Raw genomic sequence first — 20350 nt, 5'->3', positions numbered from 1 at the left:
CGAGCCCCGCCGCGGGGCCTCGGTGCGTCAGTCCGCGTGCGGAGCGGTCAGTGCTGCCGTTCCTGCCAGGCCGCCGCGTCGGGCCGGGGCTGCCGCTTGCGCACAACGGCGAGCACGATGCCGAGGACGACAACGGCCGGTACGACGAGGATCAGGAGCAACTCGGGTGCCCCGATTCTGCCGAACATGCGTACCTCCAGGTTGGTTCCTGCTCGAGCGCCGCTCACTGTGCGGCGGAATCCCTCCATCGGCTGCCGGGCGGCGCACACCGGTCACCGCGACCGTCTGCGCCGCCCGGCCCCGCGCGGACGCCCTCAGGCGGACCGGACGTGCAGGGCGCGGCGCAGGTCGTCGAGCTGGTCGGCGAGTCGGCGGCGCAGCGCGGGGGTGGGGGCGGGGTCGCCGGTGCGGAGGCACTCCTCGCCGAGGTCGAGCACGGCGCCCTCGACGACTGCCACGGGGAAGGCCCAGCGGCCCGCGGCCTCGGCGAGTGCGGGGCCCCGGCGGGCGGCGACCGCCACCGCGGCGGGGAAGAACCGGGGCACGTACTCCCGGACGAGGTCGAGCTGTTCGGGCTGCCAGAAGCCCTGGGCGGTGGCGGTGAAGAGGTAGTTGGACAGGGTGTCGCCGTCGAACATCCGCGCCCAGGCGTCCCGCTTGGCCTCCGGGTCGGGCAGCGCCGCCCGGCAGCGGGCGGCGCCCTCCTGGCCGGTGGCGCTCGGGTCGGAGGCCAGTTCGGCCGCGATGTCCTCGGCCGACGCCGCGCCCAGGACGCTGAGCCGGGTGAGGATCTGCCAGCGCAGTTCGGGGTCGAGCGCGGGCCCGCCGGGCAGGGCGCCCTCGGTGAGCCAGCCGCGCAGGGCACCGGGGTCGGCGGTGGCGGCGATGAGCTCGCGGGCCGCGGCCAGCCGCAGCCCGGGGTCCTCGCGGGTGAGCAGGTCGCGGGCGAGCGCCTCCAGCGTGGCGAGTGCGCCGGGGCGTTCGGCGGCGGGCAGGTAGCGGTCGGCGATCTGCCCGCGGGCGAACCCGAGCACGCCCTGCACGACGGCGATGTCGGTCTCGTACGGCAGGTGGGCACGGGCGACGTCGAGGTAGGCGGCGGGACGGAGTTCGCCGTCCCGGACGAGGTCGCGGGCGGCGTTCCAGACCAGGGCCCGGCTGAGCGGGTCGGGCAGGCCGCGCAGCGCGGCGACCAGGGTGTCCCAGGACCGGGCGTCGAAGCGGATCTTGGCGTACGTCAGGTCCTGGTCGTTGAGGAGCACCAGGTCGGGGCGGGTTCCCGGACGTGCGCCGGGCGTCTCGCCGTTCGCGGGTACGTCGGTCTCGAAGCGCTCGCGCAGCACCAGTTGCGCCGGGTCTGCGCCGGCCCGGTCGTACGCGGCGACGGCGATGCGGTGCGGGCGGCTGCCCTGCTGCGTGACGTCGAGCCGCCAGCCGCCGTCGGCGTCCACGGGGACGGGGACGGGGACGGGGACGGGGGTGAGCGTGTCGACGCCGGTCGTGCGCAGCCAGCGGTCGGCCCAGGCGTGCACGTCGCGGTCGGTGGCGCCGGCGAGGGAGTCGATGAAGTCGGCGAGGGCGGCGTTGCCGAAGCGGTGCCGCGCGAAGTGCTCGTTGATGCCGGCGAGGAAGTCCTTGCGGCCGAGCCAGGTGACGAGCTGACGCAGCGCGGAGGCGCCCTTGGCGTAGGAGATGCCGTCGAAGTTGAGCAGCGCCGAGGCGGTGTCGGGAACGGCCTCCGGGGCGGGGGCGACGGGGTGGGTGGAGGGGCGCTGGTCGGCGTCGTAGCCCCAGCCCTTGCGGGCGACGGCGAAGTCGGTCCACGTACCGGTGAACCGGGTGGCCTCGGAGAGCACCTGGTAGCCCATGTACTCGGCGAAGGACTCGTTGAGCCAGATGTCGTCCCACCAGCGCAGGGTGACGAGGTCGCCGAACCACATGTGGGCCATCTCGTGGGCGACGACCATGCCGCGGGTCTGCCGCTCGGTGTCGGTGACGGCGGAACGGAAGACCATCTCGTCGCGGAAGGTGACCAGGCCGGGGTTCTCCATCGCGCCCGCGTTGAACTCGGGGACGAAGGCCTGGTCGTAGGAGTCGAAGGGGTACGGCTCCTCGAACAGCTCGTGGTAGCGGTCGAAGCAGCGCCGGGTGATGTCGAAGAGCTCCTCGACGTCGGCGTCCAGGTACGGGGCGAGCGAACGGCGGCAGTGCAGCCCGAAGGGCAGGCCCGCGTGCTCGGTGCGCACCGAGTGCCAGGGTCCGGCCGCGACGGCGAGCAGGTAGGTGCTGATCGGCGGGGTCGCCGCGACACGCCAGCGGCCCTCGGCCTCCCCGGTGCGCTCGGCGACGCCGTTGCCGAGGACGGTCCACGCGCGGGGCGCGGTCACGGCGACCTCGAAGACGGCCTTGAGGTCGGGCTGGTCGAAGGCGGCGACGACGCGTTGCACGTCGTCCAGGAAGAGCTGGGTGTACAGGTACGTCTCGCCGTCGGACGGGTCCGTGAAGCGGTGCATGCCCTCACCGGTGCGGGAGTACCGCATGTCCGCCTCGACCCGCAGCTCGTGGGGTCCGGCGGCGAGGCCGGTGAGCGGCAGCCGGTTGTCGTCCAGGGTCGCGGGGTCCAGCGGCCGCCCGTCCAGGACGGCGCCGTGCAGCACGGCCGGCTTCAGCTCGACGAAGGTGTCGCCGTCGGCGAGGGCGGTGAAGCGGATGACGGTGGTCGATCCGAACACCTCGTCGCCGCGGGTGAGGTCCAGGTCGACGGTGTAGTGCTGGACGGCGATCAGCCGGGCGCGGGTCTCGGCCTCGGCACGTGTGAGAGCAGGCATGCGGCCATGCTGCCCCATGCCCGGCCCGCGGCGCACGAGGGTTCCCCGCGGCCCGCCGTCGCACGGCCGTACGTCGGGACTCCGGGGCGTCCGCGCGTCGGGGCATCCAGGCGCCCGCCCGTCCGTACGTCCGGCCCCGGCCCGCCGTCAGGTGAAGATGCCGCGCGGAAGGGTCATCGACACGAGCCAGGACGGCAGGTCCACCGTCTCGTTGATCTTCAGGTCGCCCGCCACGCTGCAGAGCGTGTAGGCCTCGTGCAGGCTCAGCCCCTGGTCGCCGGCGAGCCAGTCGATCATGTCCCGGACCGCGTTCTTGGCGTTCTCCATCAGATCCGGTCCGGTGCCGGTCGTCTGGTAGTAGCCCTGGGCGAGCATCTCCTCGGGCATGGCCAGCTGGGTCGGGTCCGCGGCGGGCACGACGGCCCGGGGACCGGCGATCACCGTGTCCGGGACGATGCCGAAGCGCAGGGTGACCGCCATGAGCGTCTCGATGGCCGTCCCGGTCACCTCTCCGTCGCCTTGCGCCATGTGCCCGTCCCCGGCGGAGAACAGCGCGCCCTCGGCGTAGACCGGGATCTGTATCCGTGTTCCCCTGACGAGCTGCCGGATGTCGGTGTTGCCGCCCATTCCGCCGCTGACATCGGGCGGGAAGGTGCGGTACATGCCCTTGCGCAGGGGCGCGACGCCCATGATCCCCATGAAGGGCGCGACGGGGATGCGGGCCTGCCGGCCGGTGTCGGCGCCGGTGAACGTGGCGAAGCCGGTGTTCTGGCCGCGCTCGAAGCCGAACAACTGGATGAACGGCGCGCCGCTGTTGTGGGGTTGGTCCTCCGGCAGGGCACCGGCGGCAGGTCCGGGAGTGGGGTCGCTCAGCTGGGAGGCCTCGCTCCAGGGGGCGAGCGGGGCCAGCAGTTCGGGGCGCAGGGATCCGAACAGGCCCAGGGCGGGGCTGACGACGACGTAGCCGAAGTCCACGAGGGGGGCGACGTCCAGGACCTCGACCTCGAGGATGTCGCCCGGCTGCGCGCCCTCCACCTCGATGGCGCCGGTCAGCGGATGGACCTTCCCCAGGTCGATGGTCAGGGTCGCCTCGGGGGTCATCGTCCGGGCCGCGGCGCCGATGTCCAGGGCGTCACGGCACAGCAGTTGGACGACCTCGCCCGGCCGCACCGTGGTGACCGGACGCAGGTCCCGGTTCCACCGGTTGTGCAGCACGTGGCCGAACCCGTCCACGACCTTGTCCCCGTCCGGTCCCGTCGTCACGTCCGGGCTGCCGGCGCCGGCGACGTCCATGCCGCCGACCGTCCCGCCACCCGCGGCCAGTGCCGACAGCGCGGCCGCGGCCGGTCCCGCGGAGGCCTGCTGGACCAGGCTGCGGGCGCCTGCGGTACCAGAATGCACGAAACACATCGCGGCCTCCCGTGGCCCTGCGTCCCGGGTGCCCGAGGCGACCCGGCCGACGGGGCACGACCCGGTGTCCGTCGGGCGACGCCCGAGGCGGCGGGGAACCGTGTGGGGCGCCGCGGCGGGGGCGCTCGACTCCGTCATCCGTTGCGGGAGGGGCCCCGCTCCTCACGATCCTCCGCCGAAAATGCCGCGGCAACCGGGGCGGAGGAAGGCGCCCGCCTCCGTCCGCACCGGCGCGGGCTCACCCGGGGAACACGGCCTCGCCGGGCGGCGGCGCGACTCGGGAGGCGCGGACGGCGGTCGCCCGCACGACCAGCATCCCGGCGGGCCGTCCGCCGCCGTGCCGGTCTCCCGCGCAGGTGACGAGCCGAAGGGTGGATGTGTCGCCGTCGGCACGCCGGACCTCGGTGACGAGGGCGTGCCGGGGCAGGTGCTCGACCTGTGTGACGGTGAAGCGGACGCGGCTGCCGTCACGCCGGGTGACGGCGATGGTGTCGGCGAGGCGCACGTCGTGGAGGTCGTGGAAGACCGCGCGTCCGCGCCTGCCGTCGTCGCGGCCGACGATCACGGAGGTGCCGGTGTCGCCGGGGGCGGCGCTGCGGTCGTACCAGCCGGCGTAGCGGCCCTGCTCGGTGGCGGGGGTCTGCAGGGTGCCGTCGTCGGTGACCCCGAGGTCGACGACCCGGGCGTGCACGCCCGCACTGGGGATGTCGATGCGTACGGGGGTGTGCCCGTCGGGGTCGGAGGCGCGGGCGGGCGTGCTGCCGTGGACGACGGCGGCCGCCCGGCCCTGCCCCGCGTGGGTGACCGCCCAGCCGGTCGCGGCGGCGGCGACGGCGAGGAGGACGAGGGCGAGGACGTTGATGCGACGGTGCGTCATCCGCATCGCGCGCTCACCTCGGGCGGACGGCGTAGAGGACGCCGCAGACGCCCGTTGCCAGCAGCAGCGCGCCGGTCAGCGCCGGTCCGGGAACGCCCAGGGCGCCGGGGATCCCGGCCACGCACACCGCGAGGACCGCGAGCACGGCGAGCGCCGCGCCCCGGGCGACGGCGGTCCGGACGGTTGCGGCGGAGGTGGCGCAGACGGCGGACATGGGTCGGGGTCCTTCGGGCGGCGACGGCACAGTGTCGTGGCCGGCCGCCGGGCGACGGGCGGCCGGCCACGGGTCCCACCGTACTGAGCCCGGGGGTGCCGGGGCCTCCACCGCCGGACCGGTTCCGTATCAGCCGAAAGTATGGTCCCGGGGGCGGGCCTTGCGTCCGGAGGAGGACGCCGGGCAGGCTCGGCGGATGATCGCCACCTTGCAGTGCACCGTGATCGACTGCCCGGACCCGACCGCGCTGGGCACCTTCTACCAGGGCGTCCTGGGCTGGGCGCTGGACACCGCGGACCCCTCGTGGGCGACCCTGACGGCACCGCACGGTGCCCGGATCGCCTTCCAGGAAGTGCCCTTCCACCGGCCGCCGCGCTGGCCCGACCCGGAGCACCCCCAGCAGTTCCACCTGGACTTCGACGTCCCGACCCGCGCCGACGTGGAGCGGGCCCACGAGGAGGTCGTGGCGCTGGGCGCCGTCTTCCTGCACGACAGCGGCGGCGAGCGCAGCGGCTTCCGGGTCTTCGCCGACCCGGCCGGGCACCCGTTCTGCCTCTGCTACGGGCAGGCTCCGGGGCCGGTCGTCACGGGATGAGCGACGGCCGGACCGGTGCCGGTACCGGTGCCGGTGTCGGTGCCCCCTTGTACGGTGTCCACATGCCGCCGCCGGGTGCGCGCGGCATCGCGGCCCGTGCGAGCGGGCCGGGGTGGACGCATACGGCCGAGGGGGACGGCATGGACGCGGGACGGACGGCGTACGAGCCGGTCGGGCAGGACCCGGACCCCGCGTCGGTGCGCCGGGTCACCTTCGTGCCGTTCCTGCCGGGCGGCCTGGCGGGCGCGGTACGCCGCGGCGACGGGGTGGTGCGGCTGCCGTCCGGTGTGGTGCTGCCCGGAGAGGACTGGATCCTCGACACCGCCGCCCGGGTGCCGCTGGAGACCGCCGGCTACTACCGGCAGCGTGTGCACCCCTTCGCCTGGGACGCCGGGCAACAGCGGCTCTACGCCTGGCTGGACGGCGACCGCTACCGGGGCCGGCGGCCGCACGCCGCCGACGCGGACCTGGTCGTGGCCGACGCCGGCACGATCGCGGGCATGCTCCCCCAGGGCCCCGAGCGGCGTGCCGTGCTGGACGCGGCGCGTTCCTTCCGGGAACAGGACGACGCCTCGTACTTCGCCGACAACCTGCGCCTGCTGGAGCCCGCCTATCTGCGGGCGACCACGCCCGAGGGCGGTTCGGGCTTCGGCCGGGAGCCGGAGCAGTGGCGGGCGCGGCGCTCGATGGTGGTCGAGGCGCTGCACAAGGACGGCACGTTCCTGGACGTCGGCTGCGCCAACGGGCTGCTGATGGATTCGGTGCGGCGGTGGGCGGCGGAGCGGGGCCGGGTGATCGAGCCCCACGGCGTGGACTTCGCCCCGCGCCTGGTGGAGCTGGCCCGGCGCCGGCTGCCGCGGTGGGCCGGGCGGATAGCCCTGGGCAACGCGCTGGACTGGGGGCCGGCGGACGGCGGACGGTTCACGTTCGTGCACACCCTCGCCGACTGCGTGCCCGAGCGCCGGCTGGGCGACCTGGTGCGCAGACTGCTGGTGGAGCTGGTGGAGCCCGGCGGCCGGCTGCTGGTCAGCGTGTATCAGGCGGAGGGCGGCACCGCGCCGACCGCCGCCGAGCGGCTGGCCGCGCTGGGCGTGCCGGTGGGTGGTTGGGCGAGCGGCACGGGGCCGGAACGCACGGCGACAACGGCCTGGGTCGACGCGTAGGCTCGAAGCGTCGTACCCGCTTGGGGAGGCGCCGTGACCGAGCCGTCGTCCAGCCCGATCGTGCACGGATTCCCGCACCTCGAGCAGGTGCGGACCGCCCTGACCGCGCTCTACCGGCGGCTGTCGTACGACACGGTGAGCCGCTTCCCGGCGAGCGTGCGCCCTGAGGCGGTGGCCTTCCCCGCGGACGAGGACCTCCATCTGGGCGCCCAGCGGGTGGCCCGGGCCATCGTGCAGCACTTCCGGCTGCCGGAGGCCCGCATGGTGGTCAGTTTCCGGGACATGGTGCACGCGGGCAACGTGGAACTGGCCGCCGGGCCCGAGTACTTCGTGGAGCTGCACGGCCGCTTCCGGGACGACCGGCGCGACGTCGGCGCGGTGCTGGCGCACGAGGTCATGCACGTCTATCTGCACCGGCTGGGCCTGGAGTTCCCCGGGGTGCGGGAGAACGAGATCCTGACCGACACCGCCACGACCTATCTGGGCGCGGGATGGCTGCTGCTGGACTCCTACCGCGAGGAGCCGGCGCTGCTCGGGGAGCGGCTGACGACGGCCGCGTCCAAGCTGGGCTACCTCACCCCGGAGGAGTTCGGCTATGTCCTGGCCAAGCGGGCGCAGGCCTTCGGCGACGACATCGAGCCGTGGCTCACCAGCCCGAGGGCCCAGGAGGCCTACCGGGCCGGACTGCGGGTCGCCGAGGACGATCTGCGGCATCCGCCGATGGTCGGCTGCGGCTGGGCGGGGCGCCGCCGGTACGCCCACGACCGGCGGCGCGGTCTCGCGTACCCGGCCGCCGGCTATGCCTTCGAGGGCGGCGACCCCCAGCGGGTCTCCTTCCCCTGCCCCACGTGCCACCAGCGGATCCGGGTACCCGTGCGGGGCCGGGTGAAGGCACGGTGCGGGCTGTGCCGGACCGTGCTGGAGTGCGACACCTGACCGCGCGCGTGCTCAGCCGGTGGGCGGGGCGGCCTCCCGCAGGAAGTCCAGCAGCACGGCGTTGACCTCCGCCGGGCGCTCCTGCTGGGTCCAGTGGCCGCACCCGGGCAGCACCACCGGTTCGCGCAGCGTGGGGTGGAGCTGCCGCAGCACGGGGATCAGCTCCGACATCCCCGGGAAGCCGTGGACGAGGTCGCGGTCGCCGGTGACGTAGAGGGCGGGCACCTGGAGGGCGGCGCCGGTCCAGGGCGCGGTCAGCCGCCAGTTGCGGTCGAGGTTGCGGTACCAGTTGAGCCCGCCGGTGAAGCCCGACTCGGCGTACTCGGCGGTGAAGGCGTCGAGGTCCTCGTCGGTGAACCAGTCCGGCAGTTCCCCGGGCTCCTCGACGATGTCGAGGAAGCCGCCGCCGGGAGGTACGAGGGGCTGCGCCGGAGCCGGGTCGTTGGCGGGGTTGTCGCCGCAGGCGCCGTACAGGAAGCGCCGGAAGGTGGCCCGCGGGTCGGCGGCGAACTCGGCGTCGGCGACACCGGGCCGCTCGAAGTAGTTCCAGTAGAAGTGCCCCCCGTACAGCTCCCGCATGGACCGCAACGGCGGTGTGTCGTCGCTGCGCGGGGTCGGCGGGACGCTGAGGCCGGCGACGGCGCGGACGACGTCGGGCCGCATCAGCGCGGTGTGCCAGGCGACGGGGGCGCCCCAGTCGTGGCCGACCACGACGGCGCGGCTCTCGCCGAGGGCGTGCACGAGGCCGACGACGTCGCCGACGAGGTCGAGGACGGTGTACTCCTCGACGGCGCCGGGCCGTTCGCTGCGGCCGTAGCCTCGCTGGTCGGGGGCGACCACCCGGTAGCCGGCGGCGGCGAACGGCCCGAACTGGTGGCGCCAGGAGTACCAGCACTCGGGGAATCCGTGCAGCAGCAGGACGAGCGGGCCCTCGCCCTCCTCCGCGATGTGCAGCCGGATCCCGTTCGCTTCGACGGTGCGGTGCCGGACCGTGGTGCGCGGCGCGCTCCGGGGGACCTTCACGGTGTGACGATCGGGAAGTCCTGGTCGGCGGCATCCAGCAGCCCGACGAGGGTCGCGACCACCTTCAGGTCCCCCTCGTGCTCCACGCCCTCGAAGCGGCCGCCCGCGAGGAGCCGGTGCAGCTCGGGCCGGGTGAGGGTGAGGGTGAGGTCGGCGTGCCGTACGGCGGGGCGCCCGTCCTGGGTGGAGAAGTAGGTGAGGGCGCCGTTGGAGAGGGTCAGGTGCCAGCTGCGGTGCTCGTCGGTCAGGCGCCAGTCGATGGTCAGGTGGACGTCCCACGCCTTGGGGCCGTTGACGCGGATGGCGAGGGAGTCGATGAGCTGGTCGACGGTGAGGGCGGCCATCACGTCCGGGTTGGCGATGACGACCGGGGTCCGGGTGACGCCCTGCCGCAGTTCCTGGGCGCCCATCAGGTAGAAGTTGCGCCAGGGCCCGTTCTCGCAGCCGTGCCCCAGGCGCTCGTAGAGCAGGGCCAGTTCCTCCGCCGCGCAGGCGTGCCCGGGGTCGGCGAAGACGGCGTGGCCCAGCAGGGTGACGGCGAAGCGCAGGTCGCCTGCCTCGGCGTACTCCCTGGCCTTGGCGACGGTGGCGTCGGTGCCGCCGAGGCAGTCCACGTAGCGGCGCGCCTCCGCCACCGGGGGGTGCTGCCACAGGTGGGCCGGATTGCCGTCGAACCAGCCCATGTAGCGCTGGTAGACGGCCTTCACGTTATGGCTGAGGGAGCCGTAGTAGCCGCGGTTGGAGTCGAGCCGTTCCAGGGCGGGGGGCAGGGTCAGCTCCTCGGCGATCTCGCTGCCGGTGAGGCCCCGGTTGATCAGCCGCAGGGTCTGGTCGTGGAGGTAGGCGTACAGGTCGCGCTGGTGGGACAGCAGCCGGTGGATGCCCTCGCGGCTCCAGGTCGGCCAGTGGTGGGAGGCGATGACGACGTCGGAGGCGTTGCCGAAAAGGACGAGGGACTCGTTGAGGTAGTGCGCCCACAGCCGGGCGTCGCGGACCTGCGCGCCGCGCAGGGTGAGGACGTTGTGCATGGTGTGGGTGGCGTTCTCCGCCATGCACAGCACCCGCTTGGCGGGGAAGTGGAAGTTCATCTCGGCGGGCGCCTCGGCCCCCGGGGTCAGCTGGAAGATCATCCGGACCCCGTCGATCGTCTCGTCCTGGCCGGTGCGGGTGACGTGCACGGTGGGCGGGATCAGGGTGACGGTGCCGGTGGAGGCGGTCTGGCCGAGGCCGCAGCCGATCTGCCCGGCCGGGCCCTTGGGCAGTTCGGAGCCGTACATGTAGACGGCGCGGCGGGTCATCGCGACCCCGGCGTCGACGCTCTCGCCGGCGGCGTGCTCCAGGAAGCCGGACGGGGCGAGGACGGGCACCGGGTCGTGACCGAGCGGAAGGACGCCGCGGGCCCCGCCGAAGTGGTCGACGTGCGAGTGGCTGTAGATGAGCGCGGTGACGGGCCGGTCCCCCCGGTGCTCGCGGTAGAGGGCGAGGGCGGCGGCGGCGCACTCGGCGGAGCGGAGGGGATCGATGACGACGACCCCGCGGTCCCCCTCGACGAGGGTCATGTTCGACAGGTCGAGGCCGCGTACCTGGTAGATGCCTTCGACGACCTCGAACAGGCCCTGCCGGGAGGCGAGCCGGCTCTGCCGCCACAGGCCGGGGTGCGCGGTGTCGGGGCACGGGCCCTGCAGGAAGGAGTACGCGTCACCGTCCCAGACCACCCGGCCGCCGCCGTCGGTGACGCGGCCAGGGGTCAGGGCACCGAGGAATCCCCGGTCGGCGTCGGCGAAGTCCGTCGTGTCCTCGGTTGCGCCGGGTGCGAGAGCCGTCATGACGACACAATGTCAGCGTTTAGTCTGAATTGTCACGCTCATCTGCGCCACCAGCGGCGCAGTACCTCCTCCGCGGGTTTGCCGTGCGGGCTGTACGCGAGCCGGGCCGGGGTCTCCCCGCTGTCCGGCCAGTCGTCCCACATCCACCAGCACACCCCAGCCCACCAGCGCTCCCCGTCCAGGGCGGCGAGCAGCGTCTCGTAGGCGGCCGCCTGTTCGGCCTCCCCCGGCTGCCGGCTGACGGTCCAGGAGTACGGCGCCGTGGTCGCCCCGCGCTGGCTGACGTACCCGGCCTCGGTGAACAGCACGCGGCGGTGGTGCCGGGCGGAGTAGCCGGCCAGTTCCCGGATGACGGGCCGCCAGGCGTCGCGCAGCCGGCGGGCGTCGGTGGTGGGGCGGTCGGCCAGCGGCCAGTAGGCGTCGACGCCGATCAGGTCGAGGGCGCCCCAGAAGGGGACGTGCTCGTACTCGTCGTAGTTGGCGGCGTAGACCAGCGGACCGTCGTAGGCCTCCCGGACGGCGCGGATCACCGCCGCCCAGCACCCCCCGTCCCGCGAGGTGCCGGCCAGTTCGGTGCCGACGGAGAACCGCTCGACGCCGAGCGAGCTCGCCAGTTCCGCGTAGTGGGTGATGAAGCGGGTGTACGAGGCGAACCACGCGTCGGGGTCGGCGGGCGTGATGCCGGCCCGGTCACCGCCGCCGGTGAGATCGACATGCGGCTTGAGCAGCACCTTCAGGCCGGCGGCGTGCGCTTCGCGGACGATCCGCCGCAGGCTGTCGTCGCTCGCGGTCTCCCCGGTGGTTCGCATCGAGTTGTCGTGGACCCCGGACTGGTACCAGGTGGGGGTGAAGGACACCCACCGCGCGCCGGTGGCGGCGATGCCGCGCAGATAGCGCCCGGCCGCGGGGCTGTCGTAGTCGTCCGCGGCCCAGGAGGGCAGCGCGATGCCGTGGACGCGGTCGTCCGCGGCGTCCCCGGGGCGCTGGTGCGGCCGGTCGTCGGAACGGTCCGCGGGCCGGGCGGCGCCGACGGTGGTGCAGCCGGCGGTGAGGGCGAGGACCGCCGCCGCGACGGTCGCGGCGGCGGTCCTCCTGAACAGGGTCATCCGGCGGTCGCGGGGCTGACGAAGGTGTAGCCCAGGGCGCGGATGCCCTCGACCGTCTCCTTGAGCGGCTGGACCGGGTAGTAGGGGTGGTAGAAGAAGCTGGCGTAGCCGTCGCGGACGGCGAGGTTCGCCTAGGCCGAGGCGATCAGGTCGGCCGGCAGGCGCGCCGGGTGGTTGTTGTAGGCCTCGGGCTCGTAGTTGCCGATGTTCTCGGGCAGCACCTTGGTGCCGTACACGTCCTTGACGACGTACGGGAAGAACTGCCCGATGAAGCGGTTGGGGTCGGCCGTGCTGCCGCCGAGGGTGCCGGAGAAGTACAGCGAACGCTCCAGGCGCGCGGTGTAGTTCTGGGCGAAGACCTTGTAGTCGGTGGCGGAGGCCGCGTAGTGCGGGGTGGTCCACAGCCTGGGCACCGGCAGGCCCGCCAGGGCGAACTGGGCCAGGCCCAGGGTGACCCGGGTCTGCGCCCACAGGGCGGAGTCCCCGGTGACCGGGCCGTCGTAGACCACGTTGTCGGAGGCGTCGACGTGGGCCCGGTAGAACTCGAAGTCGTCGCCGGTGACGCCGTTGTAGGGGTTGGCGGTGTTCCCGTACTGGTGGGTGTAGCCGTGGTTCATCAGCACGGCGCCGTGCTGGAGCATGTACTTCAGGGTGGCGACCAGTTGCGGACGCTGCACCAGGGTGACCGTCTGCGGCCGGCCGTTGTTGTGCGTGCCCTTGGGGTCGGTGTAGACGGGGATGACGTTGATGCCGTAGGGGATCTGCTCCGCGGCGAGGTAGTCGGCGATGGCCCGCAGCTGTGCGGGGTCGGAGTTGGGGCTGATGTCCTCCAGCCGCATCATGGCCCGGTGCCGTTCGGCGGTGGCGGGGGCGAGGGAGTCGAAGAGCAGGTCCTGGAAGGCGATGATCCGGTCGCTCTCGGAGACGTAGGCGAAGGGGATCTCACCGACGTAGGTGAGGTTGCCCGAGCGCACCGCCCACGGGAAGTCGGTGCCCGTGCTGGTGTCGCGGGCGGTGGCCAGTTGAGTCACCGCCGGGTAGCCAGGCCCCGACATGACGGCGGGCCGCAGCACGCCGCCGTCCTGGCCGGCCGGGACCTTCCGGGTGAGGGCCTGGTCCCTGTACGTCACCTGCGTGACGGTGCCGACGCTGCCGTTCGCCTCGAAGTACGACGCGGTGGGGTCCCAGCCGTACTTGTTCTGGAACTGGGCGACTCCCGTCGCGTTCGCCAGCGACCAGATGTTGTCGGCGAGCCAGGTCACCGGGCGCGTGGTGGCGACCACGTCCTGGTAGAAGGCGGCGGGGACGGCGTCCGGGATACTCCCGCCGTAGTAGGTGGAGCCGATGTAGTAGGTGGCCGTGTACTGGTCGACCATGCCCGCGGTGTACTGCGAGACGGGCTTGGCGGTCACGGTCCCGAAGTGGCCGGCGAGGTTGGCGGTGGCCATGGCGTACAGCTCGCCGAGGTGCCCGTAGGGGCCGGCGGTGTCGTACAGGACGAGCGCGGTGGTGCCGGCGTCGGCGGCCGCCGCGGCCCGCGCGGAGCCGGCTGCCAGCGGGGCGCGCGCGCCGGCCAGGTCGCGGCCGGCCCGTGGAGGAGTACGGGGACATGGCGTACGCGGCGCGGACCCGGACGCTCCGTCAACTGCGCACCCCGCGACCGAACCCCTGGGAAGTGCCGTGGCTGGTCTGGGCGTACCGCGACCCGGAGCACTTCTACTACCTCGCCCTCAAGCCCAACGGCTGGGAGCTGGGCAAGCGCGATCCGGCCTACCCGGGCGGCCAGCGCTTCCTGGCCACCGGTCCGGCGCCGTTCCCCACCGGGCACCGGTACCGGATCGAGGTGGAGCAGCGCGGCGGCACGCTCACGATCACGGTCGACGGGCGCTTCCTGACCGCGTACACGGACGCCGAACGCCCCTACACACGGGGCGCCGTGGGCGCCTACACCGAGGACGCCCGGGTGGAGTTCGACGACATCGCAGTGCGGCGCCTGCCCCCGGTCGGGTGAGGGCAGGCGCCGCGTTCCGTTCCGTACGCCCTTGTACGGGACGTCTCAGGTGTGACGGGTGGTCAGACCGTCAGCGGGCGATCCGTCGGGCGGATCGGGGCCGGCAGGATGCTCGCGCCGGTGAGGTAGTGGTCCACCGCGCGGGCCGCGGAACGGCCCTCGGCGATGGCCCACACGATCAACGACTGGCCGCGGCCCGCGTCACCCGCGACGAAGACCCCGTCCACATTGGTGGTGAAGTCCTTGTCGCGGCCGATGTTGCCGCGGGCGTCGAGATCCAGGCCGAGCTGCTCGACCAGGCCGTTGCGCTGGTCGGTGCCGGTGAAGCCCATGGCGAGGGTGACCAGTTCGGCCGGGATGACCTTCTCGGTGCCGGGCTGCGGGACGAACTTCCCGTCCTGGAACTCGACCTCGACCAGGTGCAGCGCCTTGACGTTCCCGTCCTCGTCGCCCTCGAACCGCATGGTGTTGACGGCGTAGACCCGCTCGCCGCCCTCCTCGTGCGCGGAGGTGACCTTGTACGTCATCGGCATGGTCGGCCAGGGCTGGTGCGACGGGCGGTCGTCCGACGGCCGCGGCATGATCTCCAGCTGGGTGACCGAACGGGCGCCCTGGCGGTGCGCGGTGCCGACGCAGTCGGCGCCGGTGTCGCCACCGCCGATGACGACCACGTGCTTGCCCTCGGCGGAGACCGGCGCGGTGACGAAGTCGCCCTCCTGCACCTTGTTGGCCAGCGGCAGGTACTCCATCGCCTGGTACACGCCGCCCAGTTCGCGTCCCTCGACGGGCAGGTCACGCGCCGCGGTGGCACCCGCGGCGATGACCACGGCGTCGTAGCGCTTGCGCAGCTTGGCGCCGTCCATGTCGCGGCCGATCTCGACACCGGTACGGAACTTGGTGCCCTCCGCGCGCATCTGCTCGATGCGGCGGTTGATGTGCCGCTTCTCCATCTTGAACTCGGGGATGCCGTAGCGCAGCAGACCGCCGATGCGGTCGGCCCGCTCGTACACCGCGACCGTGTGGCCCGCCCGGGTCAGCTGCTGGGCGGCGGCCAGGCCCGCCGGGCCGGAGCCGATGACGGCGACGGTCTTGCCGGAGAGCCGGTCCGGGGGCTGCGGGGTGACGTCCCCGCTGTCCCAGGCCCTGTCGATGATGGTGACCTCGACGTTCTTGATGGTCACCGCCGGCTGGTTGATGCCGAGCACACAGGCGGACTCGCAGGGGGCCGGGCAGAGGCGACCGGTGAACTCCGGGAAGTTGTTGGTCGCGTGCAGGCGCTCGCTGGCGGCCTTCCAGTCCTCGCGGTAGGCGTAGTCGTTCCACTCGGGGATCAGGTTCCCCAGCGGACAGCCGCTGTGGCAGAAGGGGATGCCGCAGTCCATGCAGCGTCCGGCCTGCTTGGTGATGATCGGCAGCAGGCCGCCGGGAACGTAGACCTCGTTCCAGTCCTGCTTGCGCTCCTCGACCGGGCGGGTCGGAGCGGTCTCGCGGGGCGTGGTGAGGAAGCCCTTCGGGTCAGCCATTTGCCGCCTCCATCATCTTCGCGACGGTCTCGGACTCGGAGAGCCCGGCTTGCTCGGCGGCGTTCTTGGCGGCGAGCACTGCCTTGTAGTCCCTCGGCATGACCTTGCCGAAGCGGGTGAGGGTGTGGCCCCAGTCGGCGAGGAGCTTCCCGGCGACGGTGGAGCCCGTCTCCTCCTGGTGGCGGCGCACCACGTCGTGCAGCCACTTGATGTCGTCGGCGTCCAGGTCCTCGACGTTCACCATGCCGGTGTTGACGTTGTCCGGGTCGAGGTCGAGGACGTACGCGATGCCGCCGGACATGCCCGCCGCGAAGTTGCGGCCGGTCGGGCCGAGGACGAGCGCGCGGCCGCCGGTCATGTACTCGCAGCCGTGGTCGCCCACGCCCTCGGACACGACGGTGGCACCGGAGTTGCGGACGCAGAAGCGCTCGCCGGTGGTGCCGCGCAGGAAGAGCTCACCGCCGGTGGCGCCGTACGCGATGGTGTTGCCGGCGATGGTCGAGTACTCGGCCAGGTGGTCGGCGCCGCGGTCGGGACGGACGATCACCCGGCCGCCGGACAGGCCCTTGCCGACGTAGTCGTTGGCGTCGCCCTCCAGGCGGAGCGTGATGCCCTTGGGGAGGAAGGCGCCGAAGGACTGGCCCGCGGAGCCGGTCAGGGTGATGTCGACGGTGTCGTCGGGGAGGCCTGCGCCGCCGTACTTCTTGGTCACCTCGTGGCCGAGCATGGTGCCGACCGTGCGGTTGACGTTGCGGATCGCGACCTGGGCGCGGACCGGGTCGCCGTTGTCGAGGGCGTCCTTGGCGAGCGCGATGAGCTCGTTGTCGAGCGCCTTGCCCAGGCCGTGGTCCTGGTCGGTGGTGCGGTGCAGGGCCGCGCCCTCGGGCAGCTCGGGCACGTGGAAGAGCGGGGCCAGGTCCATGCCCTGCGCCTTCCAGTGGGTGACGGCCGCGGTGGTGTCGATCAGCTCGGCGTGGCCGACGGCCTCCTCGATCGAGCGGAAGCCCAGCTCGGCCAGGAGCTCGCGGACCTCCTGCGCGATGAACTCGAAGAAGTTCACCACGTACTCGGCCTTGCCGGAGAAGCGGTCGCGCAGCACCGGGTTCTGAGTGGCGATGCCGACCGGACAGGTGTCCAGGTGGCACACCCGCATCATCACGCAGCCGGACACCACCAGCGGGGCGGTCGCGAAGCCGAACTCCTCGGCGCCCAGCAGGGCGGCGATCACGACGTCGCGACCGGTCTTCAGCTGGCCGTCGGTCTGCACCACGATGCGGTCGCGCAGGCCGTTGAGCAGCAGCGTCTGCTGGGTCTCGGCCAGCCCCAGCTCCCAGGGGCCACCCGCGTGCTTCAGCGAGGTCAGCGGGGAGGCGCCGGTGCCGCCGTCGTGTCCGGAGATCAGCACGACGTCCGCGTGGGCCTTGGAGACGCCCGCCGCGACCGTGCCGACGCCGACCTCGGAGACCAGCTTCACGTGGATGCGGGCCTGCGGGTTGGCGTTCTTCAGGTCGTGGATCAGCTGCGCCAGGTCCTCGATGGAGTAGATGTCGTGGTGCGGCGGCGGCGAGATCAGGCCGACACCGGGGGTGCTGTGCCGGGTCCTGCCGATCCACGGGTAGACCTTGTGGCCGGGCAGCTGGCCGCCCTCGCCGGGCTTGGCGCCCTGGGCCATCTTGATCTGGATGTCGTCCGCGTTGACCAGGTACTCCGAGGTGACGCCGAAGCGGCCGGAGGCGACCTGCTTGATCGCGGAGCGGCGCGCCGGGTCGTACAGGCGGTCCGGGTCCTCGCCGCCCTCTCCGGTGTTGGACTTGCCGCCCAGCTGGTTCATGGCGATGGCCAGCGTCTCGTGCGCCTCGCGCGAGATGGAGCCGTACGACATGGCGCCGGTGGAGAAGCGCTTGACGATCTCGGAGACCGGCTCGACCTCGTCGACCGGGATCGGGGCGCGCTCGCCGTCCTTGAACGCGAACAGCCCGCGCAGCGTCATCAAGCGCTCGGACTGCTCGTTCACCCGCTCCGTGTACTGCTTGAAGATGTCGTAGCGGCGCGAGCGGGTGGCGTGCTGCAGCCGGAAGACCGTCTCGGGGTCGAACAGGTGCGGCTCGCCCTCGCGGCGCCACTGGTACTCGCCGCCGATCTCCAGCCGGCGGTGCGCCGGGGCGATGCCGGAGGCGGGGTAGGCCTTGGCGTGCCGGGCGGCGACCTCCTTGGCGACCACGTCGATGCCGGCGCCGCCGAGCTTGGTCGTGGTGCCGTGGAAGTAGGTGTCGACGAAGTCGGTGTCCAGGCCGATGGCCTCGAAGACCTGCGCGCCGCGGTAGGAGGCGACGGTGGAGATGCCCATCTTGGACATCACCTTCAGCACGCCCTTGCCCAGCGCCTTGATCAGGTTCCTGATGGCCGCCTCGGGCTCCAGACCCTGGAGGAAGGTGCCCGCGCGCAGCAGGTCCTCGACCGACTCCATCGCCAGGTACGGGTTGACCGCCGCGGCGCCGTAGCCGATGAGCAGCGCGACGTGGTGCACCTCGCGGACGTCGCCCGCCTCGACCAGCAGGCCCACCTGGGTGCGCTGCTTGGTGCGGATGAGGTGGTGGTGGACGGCCGAGGTGAGCAGCAGCGACGGGATCGGCGCGTGCTCGGCGTCGGAGTGCCGGTCGGAGAGCACGATCAGCCGGGCGCCGTCCTCTATGGCGTCGTCGGCCTCGGCGCAGATCTGGGTGAGCCGCGCGGCCAGGGCCTCACCGCCGCCGGAGACCCGGTACAGGCCAGACAGGGTCGCGGCCTTCAGGCCCGGCAGGTCGCCGTCGGCGTTGATGTGGATGAGCTTGGCCAGCTCGTCGTTGTCGATCACCGGGAACGGCAGGGTGATGTTGCGACAGGAGGCCGGGGAGGGCTCCAGCAGGTTGCCGGACGGTCCGACGGCGCTGATCAGCGAGGTGACCAGCTCCTCGCGGATGGCGTCCAGCGGCGGGTTGGTGACCTGCGCGAACAGCTGGGTGAAGTAGTCGAAGAGCAGCCGGGGCCGCTCGGACAGCGCCGCGATCGGCGAGTCGGTGCCCATGGAGCCCAGCGGCTCGCCGCCGGTCTTGGCCATCGGCGCCAAGAGGATCCGCAGCTCCTCCTCGGTGTACCCGAAGGTCTGCTGGCGGCGGGTGACCGAGGCGTGGGTGTGCACGATGTGCTCGCGCTCGGGCAGGTCGTCGAGGTGGATCAGGCCGGCGTCCAGCCACTCCCCGTAGGGGTGCTCGGCGGCGAGCTGGGCCTTGACCTCGTCGTCCTCGATGATCCGGTGCCCGACCGTGTCGACCAGGAACATCTTGCCGGGCTGCAGGCGGCCCTTGCGGACCACCTTGTCCGCGGCGATGTCGTCGAGCACGCCGGACTCGGAGGCGAGCACGACCAGGCCGTCGTCGGTGACCCAGTAGCGGCCGGGGCGCAGGCCGTTGCGGTCCAGGACGGCGCCGACGACGGAACCGTCGGTGAAGGTGACGCAGGCCGGGCCGTCCCAGGGCTCGATCAGGGTGGAGTGGTACCGGTAGAAGGCACGCCGGGCCGGGTCCATGGAGTCGTGGTTCTCCCACGCCTCGGGGATCATCATCAGCACGCTGTGCGGCAGCGAGCGGCCGCCGAGGTGGAGCAGTTCCAGCACCTCGTCGAAGGTCGCCGTGTCGGAGGCGTCCGGGGTGCAGACCGGGAAGATCCGCTCCAGGTCCCCGTCGAAGAGGTCCGAGGCGAGCTGCGACTCGCGGGCGCGCATCCAGTTGCGGTTGCCCTTGACGGTGTTGATCTCACCGTTGTGGGCGACGAAGCGGTACGGGTGCGCCAGCGGCCAGCTGGGGAAGGTGTTGGTGGAGAAACGGGAGTGCACCAGGGCGATCGCGGTGGCGATCCGCTCGTCGGACAGGTCCGGGAAGAAGGGCTCCAGCTGGCCGGTGGTCAGCATGCCCTTGTAGACGAGCGTGCGCGCCGACAGCGACGGGAAGTAGACGTCCGCCTCGCGCTCGGCGCGCTTGCGCAGCACGAAGGCCGGGCGGTCGAGGTCGATCCCGGTCCGGGCGCCCCCGGCGTCCGCGACGAAGAGCTGGGAGAAGTACGGCATCGTCGAGCGCGCCGTGGCACCGAGGGTGTCGGGGCCGATCGGCACCTCACGCCAGCCGAGGACGGCGAGGCCCTCCTCGGCGGCCAGCCGCTCGATGGACTCGACGGCCTTGCGGCGGTCCTCGTCCTCGACGGGCAGGAAGGCCGTGCCGACCGCGTACCGGCCGGCGGCGGGCAGCTCGAAGCCGGCGACCGCCCTCAGGAACGCGTCCGGGACCTGCATCAGGATGCCCGCGCCGTCGCCGGAGTCCGGCTCGGAGCCGGTGGCCCCGCGGTGCTCCAGGTTGCGCAGCACGGTCAGTGCCTGCTGCACGAGCGCGTGGTCCGCCTCACCGGTGAGGGTGGCCACGAAACCGACGCCGCAGGCGTCGTGCTCGTTGCGGGGGTCGTACATCCCCTGGGGGGCGGGACGCCCGTCCATGTGGGCCCGGCCGGAACCGGCGCCGGCGGCCTGGGGGTGCGTGGACGCGGAACGCATCGGCTCTCCCGTCGTCGTCATCTGGCATATGACATGCGCACTAGGGACGACGTTGGCCCTCTGCGATTTCGTGCAGGTTACATGATGGCCGGATGGCCGAAAAGTGGATAGCCAGTTCCATCATGTGGACTGAGCAGCGCTACGAGCAGGCAGTTTTGGGCCAGCATCGTTCACGTGAGACGCAGGCGACACTGCCCACGGCGCCACAGACTGATGCCCTCTGTCGGTCGCGCTGAAACGAGCGGGTAACAAGTGGCTT

General features: G+C 72.8%; 15 protein-coding genes. 4 read left to right on the top strand and 11 right to left on the bottom strand.

Going from position 1 to position 20350, the window contains the following annotated elements:
- Positions 1-47: 47 nt before the first annotated feature.
- The 5 genes from OIE69_RS29320 to OIE69_RS29300 form a co-directional block, all read right to left on the bottom strand.
- A complete protein-coding gene (locus tag OIE69_RS29320; RefSeq protein WP_326576908.1) occupies positions 48-188 on the bottom strand; it encodes a hypothetical protein in 141 nt (46 codons plus the stop codon).
- A gap of 126 nt (positions 189-314) precedes the next feature.
- The gene (gene pepN / locus OIE69_RS29315) at positions 315-2828 is read right to left on the bottom strand and encodes an aminopeptidase N (RefSeq protein WP_326576907.1); all 2514 of its coding nucleotides are present in this window, start codon (positions 2826-2828) and stop codon (positions 315-317) included.
- A 147-nt stretch (positions 2829-2975) separates the two neighbouring features.
- Entirely contained in the window at positions 2976-4229 is a 1254-nt protein-coding gene (locus OIE69_RS29310) for an acetamidase/formamidase family protein (RefSeq protein ID WP_326576906.1), read from the bottom strand.
- Positions 4230-4476: 247 nt separating this feature from the next.
- On the bottom strand, positions 4477-5121 hold the full coding sequence (locus OIE69_RS29305) for a sortase domain-containing protein (RefSeq protein WP_326576905.1): 645 nt from the start codon (positions 5119-5121) through the stop codon (positions 4477-4479).
- Between the two features lie 7 nt (positions 5122-5128).
- A complete protein-coding gene (locus OIE69_RS29300) occupies positions 5129-5329 on the bottom strand; it encodes a hypothetical protein (RefSeq protein ID WP_326576904.1) in 201 nt (66 codons plus the stop codon).
- Between the two features lie 196 nt (positions 5330-5525).
- On the opposite strand from OIE69_RS29300, the gene OIE69_RS29295 reads away from it, so the two are divergent.
- From OIE69_RS29295 to OIE69_RS29285, 3 genes are all read left to right on the top strand, one after another.
- Positions 5526-5924, top strand: a complete 399-nt coding sequence (locus OIE69_RS29295; protein ID WP_326576903.1) for a VOC family protein — start codon at positions 5526-5528, stop codon at positions 5922-5924.
- A 62-nt stretch (positions 5925-5986) separates the two neighbouring features.
- Positions 5987-7087 carry a class I SAM-dependent methyltransferase gene (locus OIE69_RS29290; RefSeq protein WP_326576902.1) on the top strand — a complete coding sequence of 367 codons (1101 nt, stop codon included), beginning with the start codon at positions 5987-5989 and terminating at the stop codon, positions 7085-7087.
- A gap of 33 nt (positions 7088-7120) precedes the next feature.
- The gene (locus tag OIE69_RS29285; protein WP_326576901.1) at positions 7121-8023 is read left to right on the top strand and encodes a hypothetical protein; all 903 of its coding nucleotides are present in this window, start codon (positions 7121-7123) and stop codon (positions 8021-8023) included.
- Between the two features lie 12 nt (positions 8024-8035).
- Here the strand turns inward: OIE69_RS29285 and OIE69_RS29280 are convergent, their stop codons facing one another.
- From OIE69_RS29280 to OIE69_RS29265, 4 genes are all read right to left on the bottom strand, one after another.
- Positions 8036-9046 carry an alpha/beta fold hydrolase gene (locus tag OIE69_RS29280; protein WP_326576900.1) on the bottom strand — a complete coding sequence of 337 codons (1011 nt, stop codon included), beginning with the start codon at positions 9044-9046 and terminating at the stop codon, positions 8036-8038.
- On the bottom strand, positions 9043-10872 hold the full coding sequence (locus OIE69_RS29275) for an alkyl/aryl-sulfatase (protein ID WP_326576899.1): 1830 nt from the start codon (positions 10870-10872) through the stop codon (positions 9043-9045). The genes OIE69_RS29280 and OIE69_RS29275 overlap by 4 nt, the downstream gene beginning before the upstream one ends.
- A 38-nt stretch (positions 10873-10910) precedes the next feature.
- Complete coding sequence (locus OIE69_RS29270) at positions 10911-11978, bottom strand: glycoside hydrolase family 113 (protein WP_326576898.1); 1068 nt, start codon at positions 11976-11978, stop codon at positions 10911-10913.
- 131 nt (positions 11979-12109) lie between these two features.
- Entirely contained in the window at positions 12110-13426 is a 1317-nt protein-coding gene (locus tag OIE69_RS29265; protein WP_326576897.1) for a DUF2334 domain-containing protein, read from the bottom strand.
- 161 nt (positions 13427-13587) lie between these two features.
- Between OIE69_RS29265 and OIE69_RS29260 the strand changes: the two genes are divergently transcribed.
- A complete protein-coding gene (locus OIE69_RS29260) occupies positions 13588-13989 on the top strand; it encodes a DUF6250 domain-containing protein (RefSeq protein WP_326576896.1) in 402 nt (133 codons plus the stop codon).
- 62 nt (positions 13990-14051) lie between these two features.
- Here the strand turns inward: OIE69_RS29260 and OIE69_RS29255 are convergent, their stop codons facing one another.
- Together OIE69_RS29255 and gltB are read right to left on the bottom strand one after the other, a co-directional pair.
- Complete coding sequence (locus tag OIE69_RS29255; protein ID WP_326576895.1) at positions 14052-15512, bottom strand: glutamate synthase subunit beta; 1461 nt, start codon at positions 15510-15512, stop codon at positions 14052-14054.
- Complete coding sequence (gltB, locus tag OIE69_RS29250) at positions 15505-20091, bottom strand: glutamate synthase large subunit (protein ID WP_326581444.1); 4587 nt, start codon at positions 20089-20091, stop codon at positions 15505-15507. Before gltB ends, OIE69_RS29255 begins: the two co-directional genes overlap by 8 nt.
- Between the last annotated feature and the right edge of the window lie 259 nt (positions 20092-20350).

This window comes from Actinacidiphila glaucinigra, assembly GCF_035918135.1.
Lineage (GTDB): Bacteria > Actinomycetota > Actinomycetes > Streptomycetales > Streptomycetaceae > Actinacidiphila > Actinacidiphila glaucinigra.
This window is presented reverse-complemented; position numbering and strand designations above follow the sequence as displayed.